10 protein-coding genes are annotated in these 15,232 nt (G+C 72.0%); 5 read left to right on the plus strand and 5 right to left on the minus strand.

Annotated features, from left to right (window positions below; all coding sequences use genetic code 11):
* Window positions 1-2 precede the first annotated feature (2 nt).
* The gene (locus tag ACZ69M_RS35910) at window positions 3-1,412 is read right to left on the minus strand and encodes an RICIN domain-containing protein (RefSeq protein ID WP_470056611.1); all 1,410 of its coding nucleotides are present in this window, start codon (window positions 1,410-1,412) and stop codon (window positions 3-5) included.
* 159 nt (window positions 1,413-1,571) lie between these two features.
* On the opposite strand from ACZ69M_RS35910, the gene ACZ69M_RS35915 reads away from it, so the two are divergent.
* Complete coding sequence (locus tag ACZ69M_RS35915; RefSeq protein WP_470056613.1) at window positions 1,572-3,668, plus strand: autotransporter; 2,097 nt, start codon at window positions 1,572-1,574, stop codon at window positions 3,666-3,668.
* A 1-nt stretch (window position 3,669) separates the two neighbouring features.
* Here the strand turns inward: ACZ69M_RS35915 and ACZ69M_RS35920 are convergent, their stop codons facing one another.
* Both ACZ69M_RS35920 and ACZ69M_RS35925 read right to left on the minus strand, forming a co-directional pair.
* Window positions 3,670-5,463: a leucine-rich repeat domain-containing protein gene (locus ACZ69M_RS35920; RefSeq protein ID WP_470056615.1), complete on the minus strand. Its 1,794-nt coding sequence runs from the start codon at window positions 5,461-5,463 to the stop codon at window positions 3,670-3,672.
* A 47-nt stretch (window positions 5,464-5,510) separates the two neighbouring features.
* Window positions 5,511-6,812, minus strand: coding sequence for an aminoglycoside phosphotransferase (locus ACZ69M_RS35925; protein ID WP_470056617.1), 1,302 nt, complete (start codon window positions 6,810-6,812; stop codon window positions 5,511-5,513).
* 77 nt (window positions 6,813-6,889) lie between these two features.
* On the opposite strand from ACZ69M_RS35925, the gene mmuM reads away from it, so the two are divergent.
* Window positions 6,890-7,834, plus strand: coding sequence for a homocysteine S-methyltransferase (gene mmuM, locus ACZ69M_RS35930; protein WP_470056618.1), 945 nt, complete (start codon window positions 6,890-6,892; stop codon window positions 7,832-7,834).
* A gap of 112 nt (window positions 7,835-7,946) precedes the next feature.
* Here mmuM and ACZ69M_RS35935 read toward each other — a convergent pair whose 3' ends face one another.
* A complete protein-coding gene (locus tag ACZ69M_RS35935) occupies window positions 7,947-9,575 on the minus strand; it encodes a carboxylesterase/lipase family protein (protein ID WP_470056620.1) in 1,629 nt (542 codons plus the stop codon).
* Window positions 9,576-9,922: 347 nt separating this feature from the next.
* Between ACZ69M_RS35935 and ACZ69M_RS35940 the strand changes: the two genes are divergently transcribed.
* From ACZ69M_RS35940 to ACZ69M_RS35950, 3 genes are all read left to right on the plus strand, one after another.
* Window positions 9,923-12,133, plus strand: coding sequence for a hypothetical protein (locus ACZ69M_RS35940; protein ID WP_470056622.1), 2,211 nt, complete (start codon window positions 9,923-9,925; stop codon window positions 12,131-12,133).
* Window positions 12,134-12,448: 315 nt separating this feature from the next.
* Entirely contained in the window at window positions 12,449-13,168 is a 720-nt protein-coding gene (locus ACZ69M_RS35945; protein ID WP_470056623.1) for a hypothetical protein, read from the plus strand.
* Window positions 13,169-13,402: 234 nt separating this feature from the next.
* Entirely contained in the window at window positions 13,403-14,479 is a 1,077-nt protein-coding gene (locus ACZ69M_RS35950; RefSeq protein WP_470056624.1) for a LacI family DNA-binding transcriptional regulator, read from the plus strand.
* On the opposite strand, the gene ACZ69M_RS35955 is transcribed toward ACZ69M_RS35950, so the two are convergent.
* Window positions 14,457-15,110, minus strand: coding sequence for a ThuA domain-containing protein (locus tag ACZ69M_RS35955; RefSeq protein ID WP_470056625.1), 654 nt, complete (start codon window positions 15,108-15,110; stop codon window positions 14,457-14,459). The genes ACZ69M_RS35950 and ACZ69M_RS35955 overlap by 23 nt on opposite strands.
* Window positions 15,111-15,232: the final 122 nt, after the last annotated feature.

The raw sequence follows: 15,232 nt of genomic DNA on the forward strand, positions 1-15,232 counted from the left end.
CGTCATGTTCCGCGCGTCCACTGCTGGTTGGTCCCTCCGTTGCAGGTGTACGTGATGATCGCGGCGGAGTTGGCGGTGGACGCGCCGGACACGTCCAGGCACTCGCCGCTCGCCCGGGCCTTGACGAGCACGTAACTGCCGGACGTGGTCAGGCTCCACTGCTGGGCGGTGGCGCCGGTGCAGTTCTCCTGGGTGACACTGGCGGAGTTCTCCTGGAGGCACAGGGAGCTGCCCCGGCCCATGAGTGCGTAGTAACCGGTGCCCAGGTCCTTGAACCACCACTTCTGGTTGGTGCCGCTGTTGCAGGTGTACTGGCTGATCGCGACGCCCTGCCACAACGACTGGCTGGGAACGTCCGCGCACTTGGCACTGTTGCGGGAGACGAGCGTGTTGTACGTGGCGCTCGTCCCGGCGATCGTGCCGGCGGCGGTGTCGACCGAGATCTCCGGGTACCAGGACATGGACATCGAGGTGGAGGTCGGGAAGGTCAACGGCAGCCAGACGTAGCGCGAGTCGTTGACCGTGCCGCCGAAGGAGTTGCCCCACCGGTCGCCCATGTACAGGTACGAGGTGCCCGAAGTCCCCTGGACCGGAAGGACGTACGCGGTCTGCGAGTTGTACGTCGTCGAGTCGCCGACGTTGGTCATCGCGGTCCAGGGGCCGGCGATGCTGGTCGCGGTGGCGTACTGCTGCTGGTTGGCGTTCCAGCCCGTGGCTGCCGAGGTCAGCATGAAGTAGACGCCGCCCCGCTTGAACAGCGCCGGTGCCTCGCGGTGGCCGCCGACCCAGGGGTTGGCGACCAGGCTGTCGATGCCCGTGTAGTCGGCGGTGAGCTTGTAGATCTGCAGGTCGTAGTTCTCGCGGGCCGCCGACACCATGTAGCCGGTGCCGTCCGTGTCGACGAAGGTCGTGATGTCGCGGGACATGTACTGGCCGAGCGGCTGGAAGCTGCTCTGGTAGGTGTAGTTGCCGTCGACCGTGTCCGAGACGGCGACGGCGGCGCGCGCCTCGCTGTAGTCGACGCCGTTCTCCTTGTGCATCCACATGACGAACTTGCCGGTGGACGCGTTGTAGATGACCTTCGGCCGCTCGATGTAGGCGGTGCCCAGCTCGGAGGCGCTGGACTGGGTCAGTACGTGATTGCGGAACTCCCAGTTCTTCAGGTCGGTGGAGCGGTAGGCGTCCACGTACTTGAAGGTGTTGTCGGCGTTGCGGTCCTCGCCGAACCAGTAGTAGTAGCTGCCGACCTTGATCACCCCGCCGCCGTGCGCGTGCGCGGCGTTGCCCGAAGTGTCGGTGAACTGGGTGCCGTTGGTGAGGGTCTGGGCCGCCGCCTGGGCCGGTCCTGCGGTCGCCAGTGCCGCGGCGAACGCACAGCACAGGGCGACAAGGATTGCGTACACACGTCTCATCTGACGCCTCTCGGAGGGGGGTCGAGATTTCGTACGGCATCTGACATCACGAACGCCGAAAAGGTAAGGGTGTGTTACGGGAAGGTCAACGGGTCGCGCGTGACAAAGATGGGCGCGAGATTTCTGTTATCGCCGCCGTCCGCGTACGTCTCCGATGACGTGCGCAGCCATACCCACAAGACAGCAGCGGTCGCCGGGGCCCTCGCCACGGTCGCCCTCACACTCGGCGCCCCCACCGCCGCGGCCGCCGGCGGCCGTGACGTCACCGCCGACGTCCTCGCGGACCGGGACGTCACGCTCACCGGCGACACGGTGGTCACCGTGCCGTCCGGCACGACGACGTACGACGGGGTGTTCCGCGGCCGGGGCACCCTCACCGTGCGCGGCGGCGGCACGCTGATCCTCACCAAGGACAGCGACTTCACGCTCCCGGCGGCCCGGCAGCGGCAGAAGGTGACCACCCAGGGCGGCAACCACCCGTATACCACCGTGAGCAACCCCGACCCGCCCGCGATCACCGTCGAGCGGGGCGCCACCCTCCAGTACGGCAGCGGCGGCGGCACCGGTCTGATCGGCCACTTCCCCTACAACACGCCCGGTTACCAGCTGAACCAGCTCAACGTGCGCGTCGACGGCACCCTGCGCCTCTCCCTCACCCGCACCTTCAACATCGGCACCATCAGCGGCTCGGGCCTGGTCACCCAGCCGCGCGACATGTGGGGCACCCTCGACCTGGCGGGCACCCACCCCTTCTCCGGAGTGATCGACAACGGCACCGGCATGGCGGTGGGCCGCCCCGAGTACCCGGTGGCGCTCCCGAACGCCCGCGCCATTCTCAACCAGGGCTCCTGGATCATCGACACCCCGCTGCACCAGACGATCACCCTGCGCCAGAACTTCTACCAGCGCGCCTACGGCAGCGACGTCAACGTCCACTCGCGGCCCGGCAGCAAGGTCGTGCTCACCGGCCAGTACGGCTACAGCGACCAGGGCGGCGACACCGACCCGTCGTTGAGCGACCCGGGCATCAACTGGCGCCCCGTTCCTCATCAGTTGAACAAGCGCGGCACCAACATCGAGGGTGCGGACGTCCAGTGGGGCGACGGAACCACCCACAGGATCTTCATGCCGGGGACGAAGGACACCGTCTACATCAACCTGCACATGGCGAGCGGCGTGCGGTCCCGACTGACCTTCGCCTACGACGGTCCCGTCACCCTGGGCGCGCCCATCGGCGGCGGCCGGTACCACGACACACTCGCCGCGCCCGGCGCCGGGGACGTCGTGATCAAGGGGACGCCCGGCAACGACGTGACCTTCGCGGCACAGCAGTACTACGACGGGTCGACGACCATCGAGAAGGGCGCCGTGCTGCGGCTGGGCTCGGGCGCGCGGGACGGTGACGGCTCGCTGATGACGGGCACCGAGCGCAGGCGGATCGTCGACGACGGCACGCTGGTCGTCCGCAACACCGCGACTCCCTTGTCGCTGTCCCGTGTCGGCGGCGTCGGCGGGCTCACCCAGTCGGGCGCCGCGACGACGACCCTGACGGGCGGCGAGGTGTCGTACACGGGCCCGACGACGGTCACCAAGGGCACGCTCGCCCTGGCCTCCGGCGCCACACTCGCGCACAGCAAGGCGATCCGGCTCACCTCGGCCGGTGCGCGGCTGGACGTGCGGACGACGGGACTTCGGGTGTCCACGTCCCTCAGCGGCAAGGGCACGGTACGGGGCGCGGTCGTCAACGACGGCGAGGTCGCGGGCGCCGTCACGGTGACCGGCGACTACACGCAGGGCGCGAAGGGCACGCTGGTCCTGCGCGAGGGGCCCCTGAAGGTGACGGGCGCGGTCCGGCTGGCCGGGGACCTCGATCTGTCGGCCGCCGGGACCGGCCCCGCCCGCGAGATCAGGGTGCTCGACCACACCGGCCGGGCGAGGACGACCGGCGCCTTCTCCGGCCTGCGCGAGGGCGCCGCGGTCGCGCTCGCCGACACCACGTACCGGATCAGCTATCGCGGGGGCGACGGCAACGACGTCACCCTGAAGGCCGTACCGAAGCACCGGACCGCGGATCCGTCCCCCGCCCCGTCCGGCGCCGCGTCCGTGCGGAACTCCACCGCCGTCGGTGAGAGCGGGAACGCGAACGCGTGGTGGCCGCTGCTGCTCGCACCGCTGCTGGGCGCGCTCGCCGTGCCGGTGGTCCGGCGGGGGCGGTCACGCCGACGCGGCGGACGACGGCACGCCGCCTCCCGGTGAGTCACGGGTGGCCGACGGTCACGCCGCGTTCCGCGAGTTCCGTCATGACGGGATCGGGATCTCCTTGGTGCTCGCGGTACCACATGCCGTAGGGCATGGTGACGCGCTTCAGGGACGGCAGGCCGAGCAGGGGGCGGCAGTCCTCCAGGTCTCGGCAGTGGCCCAGGTTGATCTCCGTGAGTTCGGACAGCCCCGTCAGCGCGCCGAGGTCCCGCAGCTCGGACAGTCCCCGGACGTCGAGATCGCGCAGGCTCGTGTGGCCGGCCAGGCGGGACACGTCCTTCCAGTCCAGGCCGGACAGGCGCAGCGTCTCGATTCCCCCGGCGGGTACGTCCTGCGCCAGGGGGCAGCTGATCAGACTCAGACTCCGCAGGTCGGGGCACTCCTCCAGGGCACGCAGCGAGTCCAGGACGGGGTTGCGGGAGAAGACCGCCTCGCGCAGCGGGGAGCCGGCCAGGCCGTCGGCGTCCGTGAGCAGGGGGCAGTTCAGGACGGTCAGCCTGCTCAGCGCGGGCAGGCCGCCGAGACCGTCGAGGTCGGTCAGGGACGGAAGGTCGTGGATCCAGAGGCTGCTCAGCGCCGTCAGGCCGGAGAGTTCTCCGAAGGTGCGCAGGTTGCGGCAACCGGTGACCGACAGATCAGCGAGTCGGTCGTGGCCCACGAGGCCGAGTGGGGACAGATCGCGGAGCTGCTCCAGCCCGTTCATGGCGAGCTCTTCGAGCAGCGGAAGGTCACCGAGCGCGGAGAAGTCCGCCAGGGACGGGCAGTCGAGGAGGCCGACCGTTTTCAGAAGGCGGAGCGACGCGATGTCCCGCAGGGAGGTGAGCCGTTCGCTCCCCCGGAGGTACAGGCGGGTGAGGTTCGTCAGTGTCGACAGTCCGCTCAGGTCGGCCAGTTCGGGGCACCCATCGATGCCGACCTTGGTCAAGCGAGGATGGACCCCGAATCCGTCGACGCTCTTCAGGCGGGGGCATTCGTCGAGGGTCAGCTCGGTCAGGCCGGACAGCGCGTCGATGCCCCGCAGGTCGCGGAGTTGGCCGCAGCTGCGCAGGTCGAGGTGGGTGACGGCGGGCACGTCGCGCAGGCCGGTCAGGTCGCGGATGCCGGTCCAGCCGAGGTCGAGGTGGGTGAGCCGGCGCAGCCCGGACAGCTGACCGGCGTCCTTGAAAGCCCGGCAGCCGCGCAGCGTGAGGGTCTCCAGGGCGGGGAAGGCCGCTCCGAAGCCGGGTGTGGAACGCACCTTGGTCATGCTCAGGTCCAGCTCGCGCAGTCTGCCCAGGGTCAGCAGCGGGGCCGTGTCCGCGACGGCCCGGCAGCGGTGCAGATTGAGCCGGGTCAGTTCGGTGAGGCCGCCGAGGGGCGTGAGGTCCTCGATGCCCGCGCACCCGTTGAGATCGAGATCCCTCAGCTCGCCGAGCGCGCCGACCTCGGTGAGGTCCGTGATCTCCTTGAGGCGGTCGAGGTGGAGGCCGCGGAGCATGGTGAGGTGCCGCAGTCCGCTGAGCGAGGCCGTGCGCCGCAGCCGCAGCTCGGTGCGGCCCTCGCGGCGCAAGGCCGGGGCGAGCAGTGCCTCGCAGAAGCCGTCGGGGTCGGCGGCCGTCGGCCACAGCCGTAACAGCAGCTCCGAGGAGTAGTCGGCGATCCGGGCGAAGCGGACGGCCAGGTCGAGCGCCTCCCCGTCGTCGGCGAGCGTGACGAGTTCCCGGACGGCCTTGCGGGCCTGGGCCGGTCTGGCCCTCTCCAAGAGGGCGCGCAGCGAGTCGAGTCGGGGTGCGGTGCCGTGGTCCGAAGTCATGAACGGGACTGTAGGGGCAGGGTCCGACAACGACCCCGCGCCCTTCGTCAACGGCCGGTCGGTGCCGGTGGGAAGCCCAGGAGCGGGGCGAGTTCACGTGCCTCGGCCGCCCAGCCGGCGAGGAAGGAGAAGGCCAACCCCCGCTCCCGGTAACGCCGTTCGGCGGGCACCTCCCCTTTGCCGCCGTAGTCGGGCTGGTGCGCCTCGTCGGCGCGGGCGAGCATCAGGGGCACGAGCCAGTCGTACTTCACCGCCGAGGCGCACATGCCCAGGCGTACGAGGCGTTCGTCGCCGCGCCAGCCGCTCTCGCGCAGCCCGTGCACATGGGCCTCGTACGCGGCCGCCGCCAGCTCGGGCAGTCGGGCCGCGGGGAGGAACAGGTCCCAGACGGTGTCGGGGATGTAGTTGCCGAGATCCTCGCCGAGCGCGCCGTCCCCGGCGAACGCCCAGTCGATGAGCGCGCTGTCCGGTCCGTGGGACACGACGTTGGCGGGCCACTGGTCGAGGTGGCTGAAGACGCGGGGCAGGGACTCCATGATCCCGAGGAACCACTCCCGGTCCTGCCGCAGCCGTACCATCGCCTCCCGAGCCCCGGCCGGGAAGTGGTCGCGCACCAGCGGATGCCGCCACGCCGTGTCGTCGTGCAGCAGCTCCTGGCCGACGGTCTGCGCGGAGATGTAGTCGCGGAGGAAGCGACGGGAGAGCCAGGGCCGGTCCCAGCCGGGGGCGCCGCCGCGGGTGCCGTCCGCTCCGTGCGTGAGCGCCGCTCCGTGCGTGAGCGCCGCGCCATGCGTGAGCCCCGCGCCATGCGTGAGCCCCGCGCCATGCGTGAGCCCCGCGCCATGCGTGAGCCCCGCGCCATGCGTGAGCCCCGCGCCATGCGTGAGCGCCGCTCCGTGTGCGGCGCCCAGACGCCGCGCGTGCTCGGCATGGCGGGCGATCGACCACGTCCTGCCGGACTCCCCCCGCACATCCTCCAGCCACAGCGCCACGTCGCCGTCCGGGCGGTCGACGGACGCGAGCAGCCGGGGGGCGGTGATGCCCCACGGCTGCCAGCTCCGGGCGAGCCCGGACTCGTACACATGGGCCTCGCGGCGCCAGAAGTTCCAGTGCCGGCGGTCCTCGGACGCGTCCCAGGCGCCGCCGGTGTCCTTGCCCCGGGTGAGCACCTTCAGGACGACGGAGCGATCACCGGCCGTGACACGCCACACGCCGCCGGTGACACCGTTCTTGAGGTTGTGGACGAGGGGTTCGAAAACGGCCCGGCCCGCCGGGGCCCCGAGGATCTCCCGCACTTCGGCGCGGAGGATCTCACCGCCTTCGGCGTCGAGTTGATCGACTTCACGCATGCCCCCAGGCTAGGGCTGTTCCACTCACCAGATGGACACAACAGGTCGCGGGCGTCCCCATCGACTAGCGTCGTGGCATGACCAGCGACACCCCCCGCAGCGCTTCCTCCCCCTCCCTCGCCGACGCCCTCGCCTCCGGAACGGTCGTCCTGGACGGCGGCATGTCCAATCAGCTGGAGTCGACCGGGCACGACCTGAGCGACGAGCTGTGGTCGGCGCGGCTGCTCGCCGAGCGGCCCGAGGCGATCACCGAGGCGCACCTCGCGTACTTCGAGGCGGGCGCGGACGTGGCGATCACCTCCAGCTACCAGGCCACCTTCGAGGGCTTCGCGAAGCGCGGCATCCCGCACGGGCGGGCGGCCGAACTCCTCGGCCTCAGCATGGAGCTGGCCCGGGAGGCGGCCCGTCGCGCGCACGCGAAGGGGGCGACCCGGCCGCTGTGGGTGGCCGCTTCGGTCGGCCCGTACGGGGCGATGCTCGCTGACGGTTCGGAGTACCGGGGACGGTACGGGCTGAGCGTCGCCGAGCTGGAGCGGTTCCACCGCCCCCGCCTGGAGGTGCTGGCCGCCGCCGCGCCCGACGTACTGGCCCTGGAGACCGTGCCGGACGCCGACGAGGCCGAGGCGCTGCTGCGAGCGGTACGCGGTCTCGGCGTACCGGCGTGGCTGTCGTACACCGTCGCCGGGGACCGTACGCGGGCCGGGCAGCCCCTGGAAGAAGCCTTCGCCCTGGCCGCCGACGCGGACGAGATCATCGCGGTCGGCGTGAACTGCTGCGCCCCCGAGGACGTGGACCGCGCGGTGGAGACGGCGGCGCGGGTGACCGGGAAGCCGGTGGTGGTGTACCCGAACAGCGGCGAGGTGTGGGACGCCGAGGCACGGGCCTGGAACGGGCTCTCGACCTTCACAGCCGAGCAGGTGACCGGCTGGCGGCGGGGCGGGGCACGGCTGATCGGGGGGTGCTGCCGGGTGGGACCGGGGGCGATCGCGGGAATCAACCGGGCGCTGACACCGGTGCGGTGAGCGAACGCCGTCACCTGTGCGGTGAGCGAACGCCGTCACCTGTGCGGTGATCGGGTGCTCACCGACTGGCACACGCGGCGGCCCGCCGATCCGGTCCCGGCCGCCGCGCGCCTCAGGGCCGCGCTCGCCCGCCCCCGGCTCTCGGCGGAAGAGGTGGCCACGAGCTCGGCCTGACGGACATGACCCGACGGGGTCGACGCGGGCGCGGTGAGGGGGCGGACTCCGGGGAACTGAGCGGGGCACCGGGCCGCCCCGACTCGGCGTCCCACAGCGCCAGTTCACGGTCACGCGGTCCGAGTACGGTGTGCGGCGCGCCCGCGCCGAAGATCCGGACCGGGTGCGAGGCGTCCCAGGCCTGCCAGCCCGGGTCGCCCTCGACCGCGAACCGCACCCACGCCGCGTGCATCGCGTCGGCCAGTTCCTGCGGGGCCCCCGGGCCCGCGAGCTGCGCCGCCTGGGGCACCTGAACGGTGTCGAAGACGAAGCCGAGCTCCAGGGCGTGGCAGGCGCCGAGGCCCGGCACATGGGAGGGCCAGGCGAACTCGTAGACGTACGCGGGTGTCCGCGGCGGACGGGCATCGGCGAGCCGGTGCAGCGGCACCCGCAGCAGATGGTCGGTGACCATCTGCCCGACGAGGTCCCCTGTGCCCGCCCCCGGATGGATCGCGCGATAGCCGCGGGGCACCTCGTGGCCGCAGCGGCAGCGGGCCATGGCACCGGCCAGGGCGACGGGACCGAGCCGGTCGACACGCTCCAGCAGTCCTCCCGGGGCCAGCCACAGCCGGTACTCCTCACTGGTCCAGCCCAGCAGCAGTTCGACGCCGGGCGCGCCGCCCGCGACAAGTGCCTCCATCGGGTCGCGCGGGACGAGGTCGCCGTCGACGACGATCCCGAAGGCGGGCCCGCCGAGGAGCGGGCTGCTGAGCCTGGCCGCGTCGGCCTGGGTGCGCAGCAGCAGCGCGCGGTCCACGGCGGCGAACGCCCGCGCCGTCGCCGGGACCTTCAGCCGGGTGGCCATCCTGCGCACCATCCGCCGTACCTTGTCGCGCTCGCTCGCCTCCGGCGGTCCGCTCTGCAGGACGGCCCGCCGGAACAGCCCCTGGGCGCGCGGGCTTGCCAGCAGCGCCCCGATGCTGATGGCTCCGGCCGACTCACCGAACACGGTCACCCGGTCCGGGTCGCCGCCGAACCGCGCGATCGACTCCCGCACCCACTCCAGCGCGGCGAGCTGGTCACGCAGCCCGGCGTTGGGCGGCGCGTCCGGGAAGAGTCCGTAACCCTCCACACCCAGCCGGTAGTTGATCGAGACGAGGACGACACCGTCACGTGCGAAGGCGTGACCGTCGTAGACGGGCACGGCCGACGAGCCGCGGGTCAGGGCGCCGCCGTGGATCCACACCATGACGGGCAGCCGGGCCCCGGGGCCGGGTTCCGGTGTCCAGACGTTCAGGTTGAGGCAGTCGTCGCCGGGCACCACGGGGTCGGCGAGGAGCCGTGCGAACGCCTCGGAGTACGGGAGCTTGGGCGGCGTCGGCCCGAACTCCCCCGCGTCACGCACACCGTCCCAGGGCTCGGGCGGGACGGGTGGCCGGAAGCGGCGGGCGCCGAACGGCGGGGCGGCGTAGGGGATGCCGCGGAAGACGGCGACCCCGTCCTCGTACCGGCCACGCACCGCTCCGTAGGGAGTGGCGACCACCGGGTCGTGCGTCCGTGAAACCGAGTCCATCGCGTCCATCGCCATCCGCCCACCAGCTTGCTCCGGCTCCAGCCGGCCCGGGAGTTGCCGGCGCTCGTACGGGAGCTGTGGGGAGTCACCGCACTGCGGACTCTAATGCCGGCCGTGCCCTGCCCCGCTTCGCCACCCGGGGCTTCGCCCCCGACGGCCGGTTCCCCGTCCTGCCCGCGCTGGGCCTGCTGGTGGGCACGACACTACTGACGGCACGTCGCCGGACGACGGTGGGGCGGGCGGCAGACTGCGGCAGGGCGGTCGGGCGGGCAGTCAGGAGATTTCAGGACTTTCCCCGTGTCGTCCATGGCTTCGTGGAAGGCTGATCCGTCCGGTCAGAGCCGTCCGAGGAGCTCTCTTTGGTGCGCATCGCGAAGGAAGACGCCGAGATCATCCGACGGGACTGCGGTCCCGGGGTCGTCGAGGAACTCACCGGCTGGGCACGGGAGGAGGGGCTGACGGCACTGTACGTGCGGCGCCCCCTGTGGAGTGTGCCCGGCAGGAGCTACACGGGCGCCGCGCTCCTCGCGGTGGAATGCGCGCCTCCGGCCCGGATGCTCATCGTCAAGGTCCTCCCCGCCGGAGCGTCCGCCCGCGAACCCGAGGCGCTGAGCGCGGCACTGGACGCGGCCCCCGACTTCGCCCGACGCCACCTGGTGGGACAGCCGTTCCCCGCCCGGGACCTTCCGGACGGTCGGACCCTCATGTTCCAGGAGGCGGCGGGCGACAGCCTGCGGGACAGCACGCCGTTGGGTTCGCTCGACGGCGAGGAGACCGAGCGGGTGCTCGCGGAGGTCGTGCGCGGGCTACTGACCGAGTGGAACGGTCCCGCCGAGGAGCGGGCCCAGGCCGCCGTCCCGGAGCCGGTGACCGCCTCGGACTTCCTGCGCGCCGAACTGGGCGACGCCTGGGAGGGGGGTGGCTCGGTCCACGCCTGGGGTCGCGGCCTGGGCGTCCTGGAACCCTCGCCGCCCTGGGTCTACAGCGACGGACTGCGCCTGCCCAACCCCTACCTGATGGTGACCGGCGGCTCCGCCGCGCTGCCCGATCCCTCCGTACACGTGCTGCGTGGCCGGGCCCACGGCGATCTGCACCTGGACAACATCATCGTGTCCCGCTGGGAGAAGGAGGTCCGCGCGGGCGAGTACCACCTGATCGATCTGTGCACCTTCCGCGACCGGGCCGCGCTCGGCCGCGATCTCGCGACCCTGCTGCTGTCCGCGCTGGTCCCCCACATCCGCCACCCCCTGCCCCCGGATCAGCGCCACGCCCTGCTCCGGTTCGTGGTCGACCCGGCCGCCACACACCGCGCCGAAATCGTGCCGAAGGCGGCGGCGCGGGTGGCCGCCATCCGGGACACGGCGCTGCGGATCATGCGCGAGCGGCGCTGGAGCGACTCCTGGGAACTGCAGTTCCTGCTCTCGCTCCAGGCCCAGGCGCTGCTGTTCACCTCGTACACCGACCTCGGCGACACCGGTCGTACGTGGTGCGCGCGGCTCGCCGCGCACGCCGCCGGAGAAGTGCTGGGGCGTACCGCCGCGGGTGGGACGGCGGATCTGCCGTCCGTGCGGCCCGCCAGGGATTCGTTCGAGATGCCCGGACTGACCGGGCCGCGCACGCCGGCGGCCCCCGCCTTCGTACCGGACCAGGCGCCTCGCCGGAAGCTGTGGAGTGCGGAATCGGGGGTGCGGGACAAGGAGGCCGTGGTCGGGTTCGGACCGGACCACACGGTCGTGGTCGTCGACGGGCGCGGAGGCGTCAGGCGGTGGACCGTCTCGGGTGAGGAACTGCCCGGCGTCGGGGGCCGGTCACCGGCGCTGAGGCTCGGGCACCAGGCCCTGGTGGCCTCCCTGACCCACAGCGTCGTCGTGGCCCGTCCGGAGGGACTGGACATCACACACTTTCCCCGGGACGGCGGCGTGCGGCGCGCGGCCCCGGTCCGCCTCGGTACCGATCACTTCCTGGTGACGAGCGGCGGCGACATCCTGGCGACACACGACAGGAGTCGGCTGACGGTACGGAGGTTCGACGACGGGACACCGATCGAGTCCGTCGTGTGCCCGCCGGCCCTGGCGGCGAGTGCTGTCAGCACCGGCGGTTCCGTGATCGCCATGGCGAGTTCGAGGAGGGTCCACATTCACCGGAGGGGCGGCGAGCCCCTGGTGAAGGAGACCGTCAACAGCCTGCCTTACGCCAGGCGCGGGTTCCTGCGCGCGATGCTGCCCGACCCCGGGTGCTGGCTGGCGGTCTCCCCGTCCGGGGGCCACGTGGGGTGCGTGACCTTCGAGGAGGTCGTGGTGTGGAGCGTCGACGACGACAAGGAGGTCTACCGCAGACCGCTGGGAGACCGGGAGAGCCTCGAAGGCGCCGGTGCGGCGCAGATGCGTCTGGTGTGTACGGACACCGGCACCCTGCTCTGGCTCAAGCGCGGCCGACTCGTGTGCCCCACCGTCGGACCGGCCGGAACCCAGCTTCAACAGTCCGGCTACTACAACGACTTCGCGGCCACCCGGGACGGCCTGCGGATCGCGACGCTCGACACCACGGGCCGGCTCGACGTGTGGGAGACGTGACGCCGACCGGGGCACGGAGACGTGCAACAGCGGCCCCCGAAGGGGACACCGGGACCTGCCGGAACGGCCTCCGAGGGGGGCGCGCGGTGGCACACGTCCTCTCCAGCACGCGCCCCTTGTGAAACGCACTCCGATTGCCGGATCGGAAGTGCCGAGCGTGCCCACGCGCCACCTTTCAGCTGGCTAGCGTGACCGTCACATTGTGTGTCCGGGCGGGCCGGCTTGGCCTGCCCGGACGCATGTCACCAGCACACGAACCGGGACGCGACCGGTCCCGGCCGGTCCGGCGGTCCGTCGCTCCACAGAGGGACAACTGTGAATCTCGACAAGCAACAACGGGACGCCGCCGAGCCGCCACCCGCTCCACGCCGTCAGCGGGGCATTCCGCGGTGGGTCGAACTGGTCGTCCTTGCCGCGACGGCCGCGGGTGGCTTCTTCGGCGGGCAGGTGGTCGTGATCAACAAGGATTCCGGGGACGATGCGAAGCCGTCGGCGGAGGTCACCGCGACCGCGACCGTGACAGCCACTGCGACCGTCACGGCGAGCCCCTCCGAGACCACTCTCTCCGGGGGCGAGTCACCCACCGACGACCCGAGCGACCCCTCCGGGAGCCCCGCCCCGGGCCGACGGACCTTCCTCGCGGACCTGGGCGTGGTGGACGGCGGGGGTGAGGCGAACGCCTCCCCCGCCACGCTGCTCGGCCACAGCTATCCGAAGGCCGTCCGGCTCAACTGCGACGCGACCGGCCAGAGCGCCGTGTACAACGTCAGCGGCTACAAGACCCTCCAGGCCTCGGTGGGCATCGCCTCCGACTCGTACAACGCCATCGGGTCGGTCGGCTCCGTCTCCGTGACCAGCGCCTCCGGGAACCAGATCGGCCGACCCGTGGAGACCCGCTCCAGCTCCGTCACGAAGCTCTCGGTCGACATCTCCGGGCAGGACCAGGTAAAGATCACCTGCGTCATGACGAAGACCGGCTCGGAGGGCAGGACCTACTTCACCTCGGCGCTGGGAGATGCCGTCCTGATCGCCTGACCGTGCCCGGTCGCACGATCACACGGTCGGCACGACCCGGCGCATGTTCGGTATTTCGAAAGTTTCGGCCCGCGCGGACTCCGGTGGACTTCCGTCAACCCTTCCCCCTTCACGCCATGTTGAGGCGGGCCTAATGTAGAAAGCGGTTGCTACGCGGTCGCGGTGCCGGTCGCGCGAGCAGTGCTGTTCGAAACTTTCGACGGGCCCTCGGGCGGGCCGGGAAGGCGGGCTCTCATGGTGCGTACGGCAAGCGTGGCCGGGCCGACGCTGGCGGTCGTCGCCCGTGCGGCGGGGGTCTCGGTGCCGACGGCGTCGAAGGTGGTCAACGGCCGGGAGGACGTGGCGCCGGAGACCCGCCGCCGGGTCACCGAGGCGCTCGACCGGCTCGGCTACATCCGCAGACCCCGCTTCGAGGCGGCAAAGCCGCCGGGGCTGGTCGACCTCGTGGTGCACTCGCTGGAGAGCTCCTGTTCGGGCGCGGTGCTGCACGGGGTGGAGGGCGCGGCACACGACGCGGGCCTGGAGGTGGTCGTCTCGGCCGGTCTGCCCCGGCCCGGGGGCGGGCGCCCGGAGCGCGACTGGCTGGACAAGCTCACCACGCGGGGCTCGGCGGGCGTGCTGTTCAACCTGGCCGAGCTCACCCCGTCCCAGTACGCCTGGCTGGAGCAACACCACATCCCGTTCGTGATGATCGACCCGGTGCTCGAACCGCCGCCCGGTGTGGTGTCGGTGGGTGCGGCCAACTGGCAGGGCGGGGTGCAGGCGACGGAACATCTCCTCTCCCTCGGCCACGAACGCATCGGCGTCATCGGCGGCTTCCGCCGCAGGATGTGGGGCGGCGCCCGGGTCGCCGGCTACCGCTCGGCCCTCGCCTCGGCCGGGATCGGGCACCACCCCGGGTACGTCCGTTACGGCGGCTTCAGCGAGACCGGCGCCCACTGCCGCATGCGGGAACTCCTCGACCTCCCCGAGCCGCCCACCGCTGTCTTCGTCTGCTCCGACCGGATGGCCCTCGGCGCCTACCAGGCCTTGTCCGAACGGGGGTTGAGCGTTCCGGACGACTTCAGCGTGGTCGGCTTCGACGACCTTCCCGAGTCGCGCTGGGCCACTCCGGCGCTCACCACCGTGCGCCAGCCGCTCTCCGAGATGGCCGCGACGGCGCTGCGCCTGCTCGTGCGGATGATGGCGGGCGAGCAACCCGAGGGCACGCGCACGGAGTTGTCGACGCGTCTGGTGGAACGGGCGAGTACGGGGCCGGTGCCGAGCCGCCGGAGAGCGGCCGAATCGCTCAGCGGGCGGCCGCCCAGGTGATGCCGCCGAGCAGATGCGCGCGGAAGTCGGGATCCCCGTACGCCTCCGCGGCGTGCCCGAGCGCGGTGTAGAAGACCCGGCCCGCACCCTGTTCCCGGCACCAGACGAGGGGATGGTCCCGGCCCATGCCGCCGCCCTGGTACGAGGCTTCGTCGGCGGAGGCGAGGACGCGGACCGCACCGCGCGGGTTGGCGCGGAAGTCGTACCACTCGTCGGTGAACTCCCAGACGGCCGGCAGGTGTGCGGTCGCGGGATGCCCGCGGTCCTCGACGACGGCCTTGCCCGGCTGGTACTCCGGGTGCCGGTCGAAGCGCGCGCCGAGGAGTTCGCCGTAGTACGGCCAGTCGTACTCGGTGCAGGCGGCGGCGTGCACTCCGACGAACCCGCCGCCGCCCTCGACGTACGCCGCGAGCCGGGTCCGTCCGGGCGGGGTCAGCACGTCCCCGCTGGTGGAGAGGAAGACGACCGCCGCGTACGGGTCGAGCGGCGTCTCGAAGGCGGCCGGGTCCTCGGTGGCGTCGACGTCGAAGCCGTGGCTCGCGCCCAGGGCGCGTACAGCGGCGACGGCGGCCGGGATGGAGTCGTGCCGGTAGTCGGTGGTGCGGGTGTAGACGAGAACGCGGGTGGTCATGGGCGCGAGCCTATGCCTGGGGTTCGTCTCCGGCTGCGGGGTGGGGCGCAGCCCCCGGGGCGGCGACGGGTCGGGGCTGAGCGTTCCATGCTCAACCCGAGGTACCCCCCTCGTTGTCGGGC

The organism is Streptomyces sp. NPDC107454 (assembly GCF_055582885.1).

Coding starts and splice junctions, on each gene's coding strand:
- ACZ69M_RS35950 (WP_470056624.1), top strand. CDS start 13,403: ATGGTGCGTACGGCAAGCGTGGCCGGGCCGACGCTGGCGGTCGTCGCC.
- ACZ69M_RS35935 (WP_470056620.1), bottom strand. CDS start 9,575: ATGGCGATGGACGCGATGGACTCGGTTTCACGGACGCACGACCCGGTG.
- ACZ69M_RS35925 (WP_470056617.1), bottom strand. CDS start 6,812: ATGCGTGAAGTCGATCAACTCGACGCCGAAGGCGGTGAGATCCTCCGC.
- ACZ69M_RS35910 (WP_470056611.1), bottom strand. CDS start 1,412: ATGAGACGTGTGTACGCAATCCTTGTCGCCCTGTGCTGTGCGTTCGCC.
- mmuM (WP_470056618.1), top strand. CDS start 6,890: ATGACCAGCGACACCCCCCGCAGCGCTTCCTCCCCCTCCCTCGCCGAC.
- ACZ69M_RS35955 (WP_470056625.1), bottom strand. CDS start 15,110: ATGACCACCCGCGTTCTCGTCTACACCCGCACCACCGACTACCGGCAC.
- ACZ69M_RS35920 (WP_470056615.1), bottom strand. CDS start 5,463: ATGACTTCGGACCACGGCACCGCACCCCGACTCGACTCGCTGCGCGCC.